Raw genomic sequence first — 17,525 nt, 5'->3', positions numbered from 1 at the left:
AAATCATCATTTTTAAGATTTAGTGAAAGAAGTCTGACACAATTGGTGTAATTGAGTCAAGAAATAGTAGGAGTTTTTATGCGCCATAAGCGTTTCCTTTCAGCTATTGGCATGCTTGCTAGTTTGTCATTGTTTAGCCCAGTATTCGCATTCGCTACTGCGGGAGAAACTTCTGGTGATGAACCGGCAGTTGTTGTGAGTGCTGAACCAGATGAGTACTCGCTGTCAGATTTTTCGGAGAATGTTTATGCTGGTGGAACTCTTGTTAAAGACGCCACGGCGCTCGAGCAATCTGCAGATGGTACGTTTCGGGTCAAATCGCCTCAAGCTGGTGGTCAGGCTACTGGATTAGTACCTTCGGGACTAGAAAAATATTATGAGCAAAAAATTATTTCTACGGAATGTGTTACTCCAGCAGTTGAAGCTCTAGACGAAGGTCATCAGTGTGGTTGGTTAATTGTTCCGATTGACTATCAACACCCGGAAAATGGCGATATGGCTCTTGGGTATTATCGAGCTAGTGCTCGTTCCGGCAACTCGCAAGGTTCAATAGTTTTCAATTATGGCGGTCCAGGTCACTCGACGACTAACTACCTGATGATAGATAATATTTTTTCTGAAACCTATCATAAGCTCAATGAAAATTACGATTTAGTGGCCATTGATCAGCGCGGTGTTGCAGGGCATCAAATGGGCACTTTAGGAACGCTACCTTTCGCACAATGCTCAACTAGCCAAAAGAATGTGTTTGATTACCGTGTCTATAGTGAAGATGCCGCAATAGAAAACGAAAAAGACAGTCTGTATGGGCAAAAATATGTGAACTCATGTTTTGAGTATTCTGGAAAATACTTGGGACTAGATAAAGTCGCTCGCGCCAACTTTTTACGGAATATGACAACTGAGGCTGCGGCACGTGATATGGATATTCTACGTAGCGTGGTAGGCGATGAAAAACTGAACTATATGGGCGTTTCTTATGGAACGAAACTTGGCTATATTTACGCTCAGACATTCCCGCAAAATGTTGGCCGTTTTGTTTATGATGCTGTTTTGGATCCGCATAAGGGTAAAGCTCCAACTGAAGCTGAGAAAACTTCTGCACTAAGCGAGCAACAGTTGCGTGACCAAAATGCCCATTATCTTGAACAGGGAGCAGGTTTCCAGAGTTCTTTTGAGGAGTTCGCGCAGTGGTGCCACACGGAGTACGGCGAAGAGTGCGCGTTAGCGCGTCCAGAATTGCAGCCGAATGAAGGGGATTTAGCTGATGATTCTCCAGAGATTTCGGTGTACACCAAGCAAATGCAAAACCTTATTCGGCCACTACTTACAAAGCCAATCAAATACGAGGGAATGAGACAAGATACTGGGTATAGTTTCTTTACTCTCAAAACTTCTGTGCGCGGAATGCTTTATGCAGGGAAGCCGAATTGGAAGCATCTCAACTCGTTCCTTACATCCTTGGCTGAACAAGTTCTAGATCATCCAGATGAAGCTGCCACAGATTTCTCATTGGCTGGAAGTATCATCGGATTTTATTCAAATTATAGTGGAGAAAGTACCTATGCGCGTTCTGCATTCAATGCAATTAACTGTGCAGATATGGCAAATCCGAAAGGTGCCAGCCTTGAAAACGCAACTAAAGTAGAAAATTGGTATTACGATGCAGCCCCGTTTGTTGATCCTGGAGAGCCCTACCGCAATTTCGCAAGCCTTGGTACATGTGATCGGTGGCCATTTGAGGGACAACTAAAAGTTGACGATAGCTTGCCAGAACACCCGGCTTCCTTAATCGTTGCGAATGTTCAAGATCCAGCTACTCCTATTCAAAATGCGATCGATGTGCAGGAAAGGATTGGTGGCGACCTCGTAAAAGTGGCCGCTTCTGGGCATGCATCATTTGACCGGTATCAGTGTGCCACGGACATTATGATTACGTTCTTAACTACTGGCAATCTGCCGGCCGAGGATGGTACTAACGGAATCTGTGCTGTGGTTAAAGGTGCAAAATCCAGTGGTGATCAGGATGCAGATTCTGACGACACTACCACGTCAGGTAACAGCGATGATTCTGAGAATAATGATGCTGATGATTCGGTGAGTGATAGTACCAATGATTCCACGAATGACGATCACGCTCAGCCGGATAATGATGGTGTGGATGACGATCACGCTCAGTCAGATAATGGCGGTGTAGGAACAGATCAAACGCCAAATGGTTCTGATTCTTCAGGGCAAAGTGACACTAACACTACAGTTTCCGAACAAACTCCAGAAAATCCGAAAGTTGTTGGAAACAATCTTGCTATGACTGGAATCGCATCTGGCCTTCTGGTGCTTATCGCATCTGCAATGGTGTTGAGCGGTCTAGTCTTGCTACGCCGGAGAGCACATAACTAATTCCGCAAACGATGCATTTCTGGTGCCAGCTATACTAGCTGGCACCAGAAACATATACCCGCGCGTTATAACGCGCGGGTATATGTGCATAGAGTTTGCGTATTCAGCTAGGTTCGTTGTAAAAGACATGTTATTGGTGTAAAAATGCAAACTGTATGCACGGGTAGCTATTGAGGATTATGAAACGGTGTTGATGATATGCCCGTTTTCTAGATAGATTATTGCATCCACATCGGTCAGTGTTTGTGGGCGGTGGGTAATGATGATGACTGTGGTGCCTGCAGGGCGTTGGTGTAGCACGTCTTCATAGATCGCAGCCTCTGCTTGGACATCGACAGTAGCCGTTGGTTCATCGAGAATCCATATCGGTGCGCCCGATAGAAAAGTCCGCGCTAAGGCAAGGCGTTGCCATTGCCCGCCAGAAAGTCCACTTCCATCCCATTGCGGTCCTAATTGTGCGTTGATTCCATCTGGCAATTGCTGAATAAAATCCCAGGCACGGGCACGTGTTAACGCGTCTTGGATGGCGTCATCGCTTTCCTTGCCTGCCGGATCAACAAAATCCCGCACAGTTAATTCCAGTTTGGTGAAATCTTGGAAAACCATCGAGGTGGAGGCTTGCCGGTCAGAGGTTGCACTCGATTGCGCATGTGGGCCATGCACGGTAACGGTGCCGGTATCTGGTTCGAGCAATCCGGCAAGCAACTTTACCAAGGTCGTTTTTCCGCAACCGTTTTCACCAAGGAATGCCACCACACTGCCCGGCTCAATGCTTAAGTTAATGTCCTGCAAAGCTGTATGCCTTTATCAATGGAACAGATGCCATCAGTTCACCAAAAGCCGAACCAACATTGCGAGTTACCGATAGTCCAGAGAGCATTCCGAGCATTGCTGCAACGACGTCGTTCACCGTCGAATCAGACTGCAGAACAATATAAAGTGCGCCAAACATCAGCACAAACACCACTATATTCGCCGCAATAGTTAGCTGTATTGATGCCTGCGGCACCCGGTTCCATAAATTCGCATACCGACTATGCTGGTGGTTGAGTTCCGTTGGAATACCGAAGGATCCCGGGTTTGCCGCCATCTCCGTGGACGACGGTGTGAAATCTTGGAGCTGTTCAAGGTAATCAATGCGGCGAGTGACCGGGCCAGCTTCTTGCCAAACATCGTTTTCCACGTGAGCTAACTTGGAGTAAAGCAACAGGTCTGGTAGCAAAGCAGCAATAATAAGAATTGCCGCCCAGGGATTTATAGACCATAGCGATGCGCCAAGAAGCATCATGGCAATAATCGAACTAACAACAGTGATTGTTGACGTGGCCTGCCAGGCCACATTGAATGGGATTGCTTCGCGGGTAGCACGGACCTTACTCATAAATGAATTGTCTAAGGTTTGTGCTGGGGTGAGATGATCTACCGTGGCAGAAAACTTCGCACCGTAATGCGCACGCAAATCCATTTGTAAGATTCGGTTTATGCTTGACGATAAGCTCGATGCCAACCCAAGAAGGGTAGCGGAGGCTGCAATAACAAAACAAATAAACAGCCGGGAGCGGTGGCTATCAAGAGCAAGTTGCCCACCGACCCAACGAACTGACCATACCTGCAGTGACGGAATGGCCATCATGACTAAGCATGGCAACCATGCGCCAGCTGTCAGGGCAGGGAAAACTCGAAACGCATCGCGCGTAGCCCACTAGCTACTATGAATAGCGTCGCGTAAGGGGTGAATCTTTTGCTCCATGAACTCGTGAGCTCCTTGAGTTAAGTAGTCGATAGAGAGAATTTTTTGATTCCGAGAAAGAAAATCAATCCACAAAATTGTATCAATGGATCTGTGTTTATATAGCGCTTATGGCAAGATTGCGAAAGTTATCCGGTATAAGCGCCAAGACATGTACTGAAATTTGCAGAAAGCCTTTGCATAATCAATTTTTTTACGTAGGATTAGATTCAACATCAGCGCGAGTAATCAATGCAGATTACTTCGGCTGGACGGATAGACTGCAGGATAACGCGCCTGCGGTTACAAGGAGTTTTCAATGAAGCAAACAAGGCTGAGGATACCGAAGTCGATCGTAGCTGTTATATCAACGGCTGTTCTCTTCTGCGCAACACTAGTTGCGATACCTGCGTATGCTGCTCCGGTATCAGTTATTGTCACCGGGGATTTTTTATCTCAAAACACACACTGTGCTAATTGGGCAAAAGAGTGTACCGATACTGAGATGGAAAACAGCGTCGAACAACCAGAGGTATATCAGAAGGCGCTCACTGTCCCCGCAGGATCATGGGAATACAAAATCAAAGCCGATGAAAACTGGTATTCCAATGTGGACGGCAATATGGCTATCACTGTTGAAGCAGATACCGACGTCACTTTTCAGCTCGATACCCGCACCGGGCACGTTGGGTTGAAACTAGATCGCCCAGAAAAACCCTACTCATCTGCCGACGATGCGTTGATTCAAACGCCTGTTCGTAACGGAACAGGCGAAAACTTCTATTTCGTGCTTACTGATCGCTTTTATAACGGAAATATCGAAAACGACAAGGCCGGCTTGGGTGATGACCGAATGCAATCCGGTTTCGACCCAACCGATAAGGCCTTCTACCACGGCGGTGACATTGCAGGGTTACGTGCAAAACTCGATTACATTCAAAACTTGAGAATGAGCGCTATATGGCTAACGCCGTCGTTCAAGAACCAGCCTGTACAAGGAACCGGCAATGATGCGAGCGCTGGATACCACGGCTACTGGATTACGGACTTCACCCAAATTGATCCTCACCTTGGCACAAATGATGAACTCAAAGCGCTTATTGATGAAGCGCATGCCCGTGACATCAAGGTGTATTTCGACATTATCGTCAACCATACCGCTGATTTGGTCCAATTCGAGGGATTTGAAAACAATGGAAATGTTCCATACAAGTCCATCGCGCAATTCCCATATAAAGATGCTCAAGGAAATGTTTTCGATATTACTGAACATGCCGGAAAATCAACTTTCCCGCAGTTAGATTCACGTACTTCCTTCCCTTACATCCCTAAACGAGTAGGAAATATCGTTCCAGACGAACTTAGTGATGTGACGCTGTACCATAATCGTGGAAACGGGACATGGGAAAGTGGTGGAGAAGACTTCACTTTTGGAGACTTCTACACGCTCGATGACCTCATGACTGAAAATCCCAAAGTTGTCTCCGCGATGACTGACATATATACGACGTGGGCTAACTTTGGTGTTGATGGATTCCGTATTGATACGGCTAAGCACGTCAATTTCCCATTCTGGAAGCAATGGACGAAGAACATTAAAGACAATGCTACGAACGAGAAATTCTTCATGTTCGGCGAAGTCTATAACTTTGACGCGCAAGACTTAGCGCCTTACGCACGTAATACCGATATGGATGCCACCCTTGACTTTGGATGGCAAAATTCGGCATTAGACTACCTCAAAGGCGGAAGCGCACAAAGGTTAAGTGGAATATATGCGGCTGACGATCTCTACACCACACCTCATTCGGCGGCTGGAGATATGCCAACCTTCCTTGGTAATCACGATATGGGACGTATTGGTTTCCTACTCCAAGGAAAAGATAATGTTCTACAGCGCGAAATTCTTGGACATGAGCTTATGTTCCTTACTCGCGGACAACCTGTTGTGTACTACGGAGACGAGCAAGGTTTTGTCGGCAGTGGAGCAGATAAAGATGCCCGTCAATCGTTATTTGCTACGAAAGTGGCGGACTACCAGAATCAACAACTTGTTGATGGAACAATGCTAGGGCAGGGCGATCACTATAATCAATCAGCTCCGGTGTACACAAAAATCAAAAATGTTGCCAAGCTTCGCAGAGACTATCCTGCATTAAATGGTGGTGCGCAAGTGGAGCTGTACGCAGATCAAGGTCCGGGCATATATGCATTTGCTCGGGTAGATCGCACCGAGAAAATTGAGCATATAGTTGCGGTAAATAACACCAACGAAAACAAGACGGCTTCTTTCCCAACACTGACTAGCAACGCTCACTACGAAGCTCTTTATGGGACGCAAACCCCGGTGGATTCTTCCGATAAAGTTGAGATCACGGTTCCCGCCTTTGGCGCAGTTGTTTATCGTGCCAATACCACAATCGATGGTGCCGATAATTCAAATATGACTCTGACACCAGAAAAACTGCAATCAGTGCAGGCAAAACCTCGCGCACTGGATGGACAGCCAACAGTGACATCTGCACTAGCTGAAGTTAAAGCAAATGTGGCTGCTCACCGCTGGACGGAAACTTCTTTCGCATGGCGTGTGATTGGTGAAGACCAATGGCATAATTTGGGAGTCGCAACGAGTGATAAACCACGTGTCTTCCATGATGTTGATGGTATCAAGCCAGGTACCCTCGTCGAATATCGCGCGGTGAGTGTTGATGCGACTGGACAAAAAGTAGCTACTAGTTCGTATGCTTCTGTTAATTTAGATCAGAGCGAGATCGGGGCAGTAGAAGACAACCCGCTTGCTAACCGGGTCTTTATCCCAGGAACTCACAATGTCGCAATGGGTTGTTCTGGTATCTGGAAGCAGGACTGCCCACAAGCCGAACTCAAGCTTGACCCAGTATCAGGCTGGTACACGGCATCATACAATTTACCTGCGGGTGAATATGACTATAAAGTCTCGTTAAATGGTAAATGGGACGAATCGTATGGAGAAAAGGGCGGTGTACGCGGTGTTTCGTCAGCAGAAGGCGGACAAGACTCTCATTATAGTCTTGGCTCTGCTCAAAAGGTGACGTTCTTCTACAACCCAGATACCCACGAGTTCTATAACACTGCTCAACGAGACAGTTGGACACTGCCGGGCACGTTTAACAAATCCTTAGGCTGTACTGGCGGAGTAGAAGGCGGAAATTGGGATCCAGCCTGTACTGCAACACTGATGGCCGATCCTGATAATGACGGCATCTTCATTTTCGAGACCCTTGACATTCCGACAGGTAACCATGAGGTTAAGGCCGCGAAGAACTTTATGTGGGGCAATGGCGAGATTGGATGCCAAGGTGGCAACTGTAGCTTCACTGCTCAAGAAAACAAGATGACGCGTTTTACGTTGGATACGCATAAGGGCACGCTAACGATTACCTCTGTTGATCCTACGAAGTATATTGAGTACCAAACGCACTGGTTGGACCGCGATACTTTCGCGTGGCCCACAACTTTAGGTGACGACGGCACCTGGCAACTTTACTGGTCTGCTACCGGTGGAATAACAACAGAGAACGGTATCCAAGGCGCCGATGGTCATGTTGAACTGATCAAAGATCCGCGGGGGCTATCTGCTCAGTTGAAGAAGAACGATCCGCAGTTGCGTGACTATACGGCCTTGCATCCAGCTACATCTATTGCAGATATTGAGCAGGTACTTACCGGACAGTTGCTGGTAGTTTATACCAATCCGCGCGGTATTCCGCTTTATGCAGGAGGCGTGCAAATACCACGCGTCTTGGACTCGCTATACGCTGATGAAGCTGCCCAGCGCGGTCAAGGAGTGTCTTTCGACGGCGATCAACCTACGTTGTCATTGTGGGCGCCAACCGCGAAATCTGTCACCCTTCAACTCTTTGACGAGCCAGGTGACGATGGAGTTGTTGGAAGCACCTTCGTCGAACATCAAATGAAGCGCCAAGACGACGGTTCCTGGACGATTACTGGTCAGGCTGAATGGAAGAATCGACCTTACCGATACGACGTCGAAGTCTATGTTCCGGAAATCGCTACGGTGATGAGCCAACAAGACCAAGCTGACAAGGCAGAAACGATACAACACAACATCGTTACTGATCCAAACTCGGTAGCTCTGGCCACTGATTCTACTCACTCGGTGATTGTTGATTTAACGGACAAGGAATTTGCACCCGAAGGCTGGCCAGGCACGGCACCGGAGCTCGATAACTTTGCAAAGCACGCAATTTATGAACTTCATGTCCGGGATTTCTCGGTCGCTGATCAAACGGTTCCTGAATCCAAGCGTGGCACCTATGCTGCTTTCGGTGAAGAAAACTCTGCTGGTATGAAGCATTTGAAAGAGCTAGCTGATGCCGGGATGAACACGATTCATCTACTGCCAACTAATGACATCGGCTCTGTTCCTGAGCGTCGGGAAGATCAACAATATCCTCAGGTTCCGCAAGCTGAACCGGGCTCTCAACAACAGCAAGAAGCTGTGATGGCTGTAGCGGAAAATGATGGTTTTAATTGGGGCTATGATCCGTATCATTACGCAGCACCAGAAGGATCTTATGCGACAGCGGAGAATCAATACGGTGGTAAGCGCACAATGGAGTACCGGCAAATGGTAGCCGGACTACACAAGGCAGGCTACCAAGTTATTCTCGATCAGGTCTATAACCACACGTATTCCTCAGCGCAATACGAAAAGTCGACATTTGATCGAATCGTGCCTGGCTACTACTATCGCCTGGACATGAAAGGCAAGACACTTGCCACACCGTGTTGTTCTGAGGTTGCAACCGAACACAAGATGGCTGAAGACCACATGATTGATTCGATTGTTTCCTGGGCGAAACTCTACAAGGTTGATGGTTTCCGCTTCGACCTGATGGGCTTCCACTCACGTGACACGATGGAAAAAGTGCGTAGCGCTTTGGACGAACTCACTGTTGAAAAGGACGGCATCGACGGCAAGAAGATGTACCTATACGGCGAGGGCTGGAACTTTGGTTCGGTTGCCAATGATACTCGCTTCACCCAGGCCCGCCAAGGAAACCTTGATGGTACCGGAATCGGTTCGTTTAACGATCGTTTGCGTGACGGTGTCCACGGCCATGGTGATAACAAGTTTGAGCAGGGCTTTGGTAACGGGCTTGCAACTGCACCAAATTCGCATAATGTCAATGACAATTCTGCCCATGACACACTCAAGCAGAAGACTGATCTGATTCGACTCGGCTTGGCAGGTAACCTGCGCGACTACGAGTTCTACACCTCTGATGGAAAGTGGACGCGTGGCGATCATATTGAATACGGCGGCCAGCCGGCAGGTTTTGCCTCGCAGCCATACGAGTCAGTGAACTATGTTGATGCGCACGACAATGAGACCTTATATGACGTGAACGTCTTTGGTCTTCCACAAGATACCTCGATGCCAGATCGAGTACGCATGAATACGCTGTCTCTAGCTACAGTTACCTTGGGCCAGTCGCCAATGTTCTGGCACGGCGGGACAGATATTTTGCGCTCGAAGTCGTTGGATCGTAATTCCTATAATTCTGGTGATTACTTCAACCAGATTGATTGGAGTTTGCAAACCAACAACTTTGGTATCGGATTGCCACCAGAACGCGACAATAAAGCGCAGTGGAACAATATGGCGCCACTGTTACGAGATTCGTCATTGAAACCTACCCCAGAAGCGATGCAATCGGCGAGTGCACAAGCGCAAGAACTGCTGAAGCTACGTTCCTCATCGCCATTGTTTACGTTGGGATCAGCGGATCTAATTAAGGAACGCGTGACATTCCCTGATGCCGGATCTTTGGCTGACCCGGGCATGATTATGATGCGCATTAGTGATCCGTTGCCGGCACAAACATCTATCGGAATGCCGGTGATGCGCCACTTCTTGCAAACAATGGGGCTGGCAAATAAGGCCTTCAACGGGGATATTGATCCGGCAGTTTCTGACGTCCTTGTGGTTTTCAACGCCACACCGCAGACGAAGGAAAAGTCAATTGCCGAATTGAAAGGTTTGGACTATCAGCTATCTGACATCCAAACTAACGGAGTCGATGAGGTTGTTAAACAGACGATGTGGAACAAGGACGAAGGCAAGATTTCGATTCCGGCTCGGACAGTTGCAGTTTTGATTGATAAACAAGAAGAAATTGAAGATACTGTTCTGCCTGTAGTGAGTGTTGACCCAACTGATGTGACTTTGAATGTTGGTGCGGATGTTCCGTCACTTTTGGACGGGGTTTCTGCCAGCGACGACGTTGATGGCGTTCTTGACCCAAGCGTTATCATGACGAAGGTGGAAAAGATTGATAACGACGTCGTTACACTGGTTGACGCGATATCTACGGAAACGCCAGCCAAATATAAAGTGACATACACGGTCCATGATCAAGCTGGAAATGAATCGCTACCGGTGATTCGTACCTACACGATCATCGATCAATCCCCGGAAGATACGGAATCACCAGTTCTCACCATTGAGCCAGCAGAGATGACGTTGACTGTAGGTGACGCTTTACCTTCCGCGGAACAGATGCTGCAAGGCGTTACGGCAACCGATAACGTTGATGTTGATCTGCAAATTTCAACGCAACTCCAGGCCGGAGCCTCAACAGATAGCCCAGGTCAGTTTATTGTCACTTACACAGTTTTTGATACAGCTGGTAATAGTGCGACGGGTGAACGCGTTTACCATGTTGTGGGGAAACCAGTGGATCCTGAACCTCAGCCTGGCCCGGATCCAGAGCCTAACCCGGATCCTGAACCTCAGCCGGATCCTGAACCTCAGCCGGATCCTGCGCCGCAGCCTGGTCCAGATCCTGAACCTAACCCGGATCCTGAGCAACCTACACCGTCAGATCCTGTAGTTAAGGATCAGATGATGGGGCAACAAGCTGAGGAACTCTCGCGTACTGGTGTCCAGGCTTTGTGGCTGGTCATGGTGGCTTCATCACTGCTTGGACTCGGAGTATTGCTGATCCGCACTCATAAGAAGCAAAGCTGAGTGCCTAGACAGCTAACGAGTAGAACGTATGAGAACACAGGACGGACCTGGTAACAACTTCTGTTATCACCAGGTCCGTCCTGTTTGTGTCAATTGTTACCCGACGTGTTCATTCACAGCTGTAGATATTGGGAATAGAAAATTTATGCGTTATTGTGAATGAAACGGAATGTTTTAAAGCATTAACGGAAAGTTGTTGTTATGGGTTCATATGTGATGCCAGGAATCACTATTCTCTTTTTTGTCGTTATTGTAGGCGGTATTGTTTACGCTATTTTCGGTTCTCAGCACCAAGGCGCATGGGATGACGAAGCTAAGGTAACCGCGACAATGAAGAAACATGGCTGGAAAGTTCGCCCCCAAGTTGACGAGGTGACGTCATTCTTGCTCGGATCAGATACACCAGGGGAGATGTGGCCAGTCGATGCTGGTGAAGTTGGGGTCCAAGGTATTAGCTGTGACGCCTGGAAAGCAGTAACAGTGCAATCGTCAGAGGGCGACCGCTTGTATGTGTCCTTAGAGTTAGCTCAACGTTCAGATGGGGCAACTGCTGAGTTGGCAGAAGCACTCATTGAACGGTGGAATGAAAGTTTCGAGGTACAAACTGCTATTGGGAGAGCTCCAGATTATTTGACGAAGGAGATTCGTAGCGCCATTAGTGAATGGGAATCTCTTGATAGTATCTATTTTAACGGCGAGCATCTGGTGGCTATGTTCCCAACTCAACACGGCCAAGCAGATATTGTTGAGCGTCTTAACACATACGTGGCAACCTTAGAGTCAGTAGCCCGGACGTTACCGCGCGAAGTGTGGCAGTAGACTTTCGTGCACAAAATCTCGCCGTACAGCACAGCAGTACTATATATGCAACGCTGGACCGCAGGGCGAGATTTTTTGCATCAACCTATTGCCCGGCGCTCACAAAATCGATGAGTTCTTCCATTCTCCCGAGAAGTGCCGGTTCGAGATCGGTGTAAGTGCGCACTGAATCTAGAATTCGTTTCCATCCTAGGCCGATATCTTCCGATGTTTCGTGCGCCCAGCCTAGCCTTGCCAGCGTCCCCTTTTTAATATCTTCTTCGCGTGGAACTACCGGCCACGCCTTAATGCCAACCGTGTGTGGTTTGACCGCTTGCCACACATCAACATACGGATGGCCTAAAACCAATACGCCGGGCTTGAGCATCGCTGCTTGGGCAATTCGCGATTCTTTAGATCCTGGAACTAGGTGATCTAGCAGGACGCCCGCGCGAACTGTGTCAGATGGGTTAAATACGTCGAGTACCTCAAGTAAATGATCGGCGCCAAACAGTTCTTCGATCATAATGCCTTCGTAGGCTAAGTCTTCACCCCAGATTTTCGCCACTAATTCTGCGTCATGCTTGCCTTCAACCCAGATACGGGATGGACGGGCAACGCGTGCCTTATGAGCAACATGCAAAGAGCCTGATGCCGTGAGAGTTTTTCCGGCAACTGTGCGTACATCGTCCTCGCGCCCCGCAACGAGTTTTGCAACCGGAGGTTTCAAGTCAACTGCGACACCTTCGTACCAAAAGCCTTTACCTAGCTCAAAGGATCGACGATGTCCTCGGCGATCTTCTAGTTCCATCTGCCATTGGCCAGTGACCTTACCGACGCGGACAACCTCGCCCACGTATCCGGTAGTCATATCTTCTAAAACCATGCCAACTTCCACTGGAAGAGGCCGGGCAGCTTTGCGCCGATGCATACCTGAAGCTAGTACATCAGAACCATAACGATCGAAATTCATGGAAGTAGATTAAATCGCCGGTAGTGAAATCGGCGACCCGCCACGCCTATTGCAGTGAAAGTGCGCTTCAAGCCACGTAGAATTAGCACTCGGAATAGTTGAGTGCAAAATAGTGTTTTATGCAACGGAAAGCGAGGAAAACGAATGACTCATGAACGGCGAAAAATCGTCCTTGATGCAATCGTGCGTGACTACGTTGCTACTCGGGAACCGGTAGGGTCTAAAGGTATTGTTGAGCGTCATAACCTCGGAGTTTCACCGGCGACGATTCGTCACGATATGTCACACCTAGAAGAAGCAGGCTTAATCGTCCAACCACATACCTCGGCTGGTCGAGTGCCTACTGATGCTGGTTACCGGGAATTTGTCGATTCTATTCACGAACTGAAACCGCTATCTGTTGCCGAACGTCGAGCAATCGAAAAGGTTTTGTCGTCAACCCAAGATTTAGATGAGATACTTGCACGGGCCACACGAGTACTAGCGAAAATAACCGGACAGGTTGCGGTTATCCAGTACCCATCCTTACGGCGTACCGTTTTGCGCCATATTGAATTAGTGAAGCTAGGGCAATTTCATGTGTTGCTCGTTATTATTACGGATGAAGGACGAGTAGAAGAACGTACTTTGGTTTTGCAACATCCGGTGGACCAGGAGGCTATCGCTAATATTAGTATGATTATCAACACCCAGTGTGCTGGTAAACAACTCGCTGACGTGGACGAGGCTTTAACGAACGTTTACGCTGACGTTCCAGATAAACTTTTGTCCTTAGCCGAAACAATAGGTTCAGCAATTACTCATACGCTTTCCGCTGATTCCGAAGAGCATGTGGTTGTTGCTGGGCGTAAGAATCTGACACAGTACAACGCTGATTTTAACGGCACAATTTCTGATATGCTCGACGTTTTAGAAGAACAAGTTGTGTTAATGCGTATGCTTACTCATATGGAAGAAGGTCTTGCGGTACAGATTGGCCGAGAGAATACCGAAGTTGACCTCGATCATGCCTCGGTTGTGTCCACATCCTATTCAGGAACTAATCAATCTTCAGTTGCTCGGTTGGGAATTATCGGACCAACTCGAATGGACTACCATCACACCATGTCAGGGGTCCATGCGGTGGCAACCTATCTTTCCGCTATCCTGAGCGGAACATATGAATCTCGATAAAATATATTGTTATTGTCTAATGAATAAAGAAGGAACACGTGGCTGATTATTATCACATCCTGGGTGTAGACCGAAACGCCAGTACAGAGGAAATCAAAAAGGCTTATCGCAAATTGGCACGTAAGCTCCATCCCGACGTCGCCGGGCCAGAAGGTGCGGAAAAATTTAAAGAAGTTTCGGAAGCTTACGATGTGTTATCGAATAAAGAAAAGCGTCAGATGTATGACCTCGGTGGTGCCGACGCAGTTCGTAACGGTGGCGCTGGCTTTGCCGGTGGCGGTTTTGGCGGCAACGGATTCGGTTTCGACGGCGGTTTCGGAGATATTTTCAATACCTTCTTTGGCGGCGGAGCTGGTGAACGTGGGCCGGCATCTCGAATGCGGCGTGGTGGAGATTCGCTTGTTGGGTTGCGCTTAACCTTAGAAGAAGTTGTGTTTGGCGTAGAAAAGAAAATTAATATTGATGCTCTTGTCCAATGTTCGACTTGTCATGGTCATATGAGTGCGCCTGGTAGCGAACCTGAGACGTGTTCCCAGTGCCATGGCAGTGGTTCAGTGCAACGGATGACACAATCTATCCTCGGGCAGATGGTGTCTGTTGTCGCGTGCCCTCAATGCCAAGGCTATGGCACGGTTATCACTCATCCGTGTCCGGAGTGCGCTGGAGAAGGCCGAGTGCGTTCAACTCGATCAGTGACAGTCAATATTCCAGCAGGTGTGGACAATGGCATGCGTATTCGGATGCAAGGTTGGGGGGACGCTGGTGTTGCCGGTGGTCCTGCCGGTGACCTTTTCTTAGAAGTCGATATTGCAGATGATGCACGCTTCGCACGAGAGGGCGACGATTTGATTGGCGAGATTGACGTTCCGATGACGTCAGCTGCGCTCGGGACGACGTTTGATGTTGAAACGTTTGATGGTCCACATACGATTAAGATTGATCCGGGAATGCAAGCAGGGGATGTTATTACCCTGAATGGCTTAGGCGTCGGGCGGTTAAATCGCGGAACCCGTGGAGATTTGAAGTTGAAAATGTCGGTTAAGACTCCTACTCATCTCGACGATGAACAACGCGCTTTACTAGAACAGCTTGCCACCTTGCGTGGTGAAGAGCGTTTTTCTAAGCCAGTTACTGCAGGCACCTCAGTTTTTTCGAAACTGCGCGATAAGTTCACAGGTCGATCCTCATGATGTTACCGGTATATGTTGATTCGGATATGCCTACTCTTTCGGTTGGTGCATATTTTGAGTTAACTGGGGCAGAGGCTCGGCACGCAGTAACCGTGCGTCGAACTCAAGTTGGTGAGCAGATCGACGTGGTTAACGGCCGTGGCGGACGTGCCACGATGACGGTGACTAAGGTTTCGAAAAATGAGCTTGGCGGACGGATAGATGCATTTGTCGTCGATCCTGCGCACACTCCACATATCACGTTGGTTCAGGCGTTAGCCAAAGGCGGGCGCGATGAGCAAGCGGTGGAAACAGCAACGGAGTACGGGGTAGATGCGGTCATTCCGTGGCAGGCTCAGCGCAGTATCGTCTCGTGGAATCAGCATGATAAAGCTACTAAGGGGCGGGCTCGCTGGGAAGCGACGGCGCATGCGGCAGCTAAACAGTCCCGGCGATCGTGGATACCAACAGTTGAACGTGTTTATCAATCTGCTGATCTAGCTCAACGAATTCGTGCTGAAGTTGAGGACGGAACGGCGGTGTATGTTTGTCATGAATCTGCCACAGTGCCGTTACCTCTAATATTTACTGGGACATCGTCAAACATGATGCTTATTGTTGGTCCAGAAGGTGGAATCACAGATGCCGAGCTTGACACTTTTCAACAAGCTGGCGCCCACGTGGTCCTCTTAGGAGAACACGTTTTACGCTCGGCCACTGCCGGGCCATGGGCGATCGCCGTTATTCGAGCAAGCGCGTAGAATGGATATGATGACTACTTCTGATACTGTAACTGTTCCTCAACGGGTTGCGATGATTAATGTTCTCGGGCACGGCGATCAAGTGCTGCGAGTACTTGAACGTGGGTTAGCACCGGCTCAATTACATGTGCGTGGACAAGAGATTCGGATTACTGGTCCGCGAAACGCTGTGGATATTGCGCGGAATTTAATCAGTGAACTCATTTCGGTTGCGGCTACGGGGCAACATTTGACAACTGAAGCTGTTGAGCGGGCGTTGAAAATTATGACCGATGGCTTGAATCGGCCTATTGATGTCCTATCCACAGATATTCTGACCAGCCGTGGCAAAACTATTCGCCCCAAAACGCTTGGGCAAAAAGAATATGTTGATGCGATTGATGAAAACACGATCGTTTTTGGTATCGGTCCGGCCGGCACAGGTAAAACTTATTTGGCGATGGCCAAGGCCGTAGTCGCGCTACAAAAGAATGAAGTTAAACGCATCATTATGACCCGTCCGGTTGTGGAAGCTGGTGAATCACTGGGATATTTGCCAGGGTCGTTAAACGATAAGATTGATCCGTACATGCGTCCGCTCTACGATGCGCTTTATGACATGATTGATCCGGAAGCTATTCCGAAACTTTTAGCTGCTGGCACAATTGAGGTTGCACCGCTGGCCTATATGCGGGGGCGCACACTGAATGATGCTTTTGTAATTCTTGACGAGGCACAAAATACTACGCCAGAGCAGATGAAAATGTTTTTAACTCGGATGGGATTTAATTCGAAAATTGTTGTTACTGGTGATTTAACGCAGGTAGATTTACCGCGTAACGCAAAATCAGGGTTGGGGCTGATCCGCCATATTTTACGCGATGTGGACCATATCAAATTTATTGAGCTGAATGCTGGTGATGTTGTTCGTCACCGGCTCGTTGCCGATATTATTGATGCATACGCACGATACGCAGGGGAGGACATACGTGATTGAAGTTAATGACGAATCTGGTTTTGACCCGGCACCGAATCTTGAAGAAATTTCAGAGCTGGCAACGTGGGTGCTTGACGATCTGCGTGTTCACCCGCAAGCGGATTTATCCGTTGTTTTGCTCGATGAAGAAGCCATGGCTGCGTTGCATGTGCAGTGGATGGATTTGCCTGGGCCAACCGATGTGATGTCCTTTCCAATGGATGAGCTTCGCCCTACTCCATTAGGCGAGGAGCCCCGGCCAGGCATGCTCGGCGATATTGCAATTTGCCCACAGGTTGCGGCCCGTCAAGCGTTAGCTACCGGACATAATACGATGGAGGAAATTCTTCTTCTTGCTACTCACGGCATTTTGCATTTGCTTGGCTATGATCACGCTGATCCTGAAGAAAAGAAAGAAATGTTTGATTTGCAGCGTCGTCTATTGCTTACTTTCTTAGCCCGGCGTCCACGTGATCCGGAAAATCCGAATGCTACTATTGACGATATTGCCCCGACGGTTGAGTGATGTGA

The 17,525-nt window shown here is 48.3% G+C and carries 11 protein-coding genes; 8 read left to right on the top strand and 3 right to left on the bottom strand.

From position 1 onward, the window contains the following. Positions 1–78: 78 nt before the first annotated feature. Complete coding sequence (locus tag HC352_RS04800; protein WP_168917826.1) at positions 79–2,400, top strand: alpha/beta fold hydrolase; 2,322 nt, start codon at positions 79–81, stop codon at positions 2,398–2,400. A 177-nt stretch (positions 2,401–2,577) separates the two neighbouring features. Here HC352_RS04800 and HC352_RS04795 read toward each other — a convergent pair whose 3' ends face one another. Together HC352_RS04795 and HC352_RS04790 are read right to left on the bottom strand one after the other, a co-directional pair. Next, entirely contained in the window at positions 2,578–3,192 is a 615-nt protein-coding gene (locus HC352_RS04795) for an ATP-binding cassette domain-containing protein (protein WP_168917825.1), read from the bottom strand. Continuing rightward, positions 3,179–4,033: a hypothetical protein gene (locus HC352_RS04790; protein ID WP_168917824.1), complete on the bottom strand. Its 855-nt coding sequence runs from the start codon at positions 4,031–4,033 to the stop codon at positions 3,179–3,181. Before HC352_RS04790 ends, HC352_RS04795 begins: the two co-directional genes overlap by 14 nt. A gap of 415 nt (positions 4,034–4,448) precedes the next feature. Between HC352_RS04790 and pulA the strand changes: the two genes are divergently transcribed. Further along, positions 4,449–11,165 carry a pullulanase-type alpha-1,6-glucosidase gene (gene pulA, locus HC352_RS04785; RefSeq protein WP_211080622.1) on the top strand — a complete coding sequence of 2,239 codons (6,717 nt, stop codon included), beginning with the start codon at positions 4,449–4,451 and terminating at the stop codon, positions 11,163–11,165. A 201-nt stretch (positions 11,166–11,366) separates the two neighbouring features. Next, positions 11,367–11,984 carry a hypothetical protein gene (locus HC352_RS04780; RefSeq protein ID WP_168917823.1) on the top strand — a complete coding sequence of 206 codons (618 nt, stop codon included), beginning with the start codon at positions 11,367–11,369 and terminating at the stop codon, positions 11,982–11,984. Between the two features lie 85 nt (positions 11,985–12,069). Here HC352_RS04780 and HC352_RS04775 read toward each other — a convergent pair whose 3' ends face one another. Next, a complete protein-coding gene (locus HC352_RS04775) occupies positions 12,070–12,936 on the bottom strand; it encodes a DUF3097 family protein (RefSeq protein WP_168917822.1) in 867 nt (288 codons plus the stop codon). Positions 12,937–13,080: 144 nt separating this feature from the next. Here HC352_RS04775 and hrcA point away from each other — a divergent pair, with 144 nt between their 5' ends. The 5 genes from hrcA to ybeY are packed head-to-tail and all read left to right on the top strand — an operon-like array spanning position 13,081 to position 17,520. After that, positions 13,081–14,109 carry a heat-inducible transcriptional repressor HrcA gene (hrcA, locus tag HC352_RS04770; protein ID WP_168917821.1) on the top strand — a complete coding sequence of 343 codons (1,029 nt, stop codon included), beginning with the start codon at positions 13,081–13,083 and terminating at the stop codon, positions 14,107–14,109. Between the two features lie 38 nt (positions 14,110–14,147). Next, on the top strand, positions 14,148–15,299 hold the full coding sequence (gene dnaJ, locus HC352_RS04765) for a molecular chaperone DnaJ (RefSeq protein WP_168917820.1): 1,152 nt from the start codon (positions 14,148–14,150) through the stop codon (positions 15,297–15,299). Continuing rightward, entirely contained in the window at positions 15,296–16,039 is a 744-nt protein-coding gene (locus HC352_RS04760) for a 16S rRNA (uracil(1498)-N(3))-methyltransferase (protein ID WP_168917819.1), read from the top strand. Before dnaJ ends, HC352_RS04760 begins: the two co-directional genes overlap by 4 nt. Positions 16,040–16,049: 10 nt before the next feature. Next, complete coding sequence (locus HC352_RS04755) at positions 16,050–17,015, top strand: PhoH family protein (RefSeq protein ID WP_168918613.1); 966 nt, start codon at positions 16,050–16,052, stop codon at positions 17,013–17,015. After that, complete coding sequence (gene ybeY / locus HC352_RS04750) at positions 17,008–17,520, top strand: rRNA maturation RNase YbeY (protein ID WP_247645158.1); 513 nt, start codon at positions 17,008–17,010, stop codon at positions 17,518–17,520. Before HC352_RS04755 ends, ybeY begins: the two co-directional genes overlap by 8 nt. The last annotated feature ends 5 nt before the right edge of the window (positions 17,521–17,525 follow it).

Source organism: Arcanobacterium buesumense (assembly GCF_012563545.1).
GTDB lineage: Bacteria > Actinomycetota > Actinomycetes > Actinomycetales > Actinomycetaceae > Arcanobacterium > Arcanobacterium buesumense.
Note: the sequence above shows the minus strand (reverse complement) of the source record. Positions and strands in the feature narration are given on the sequence as shown.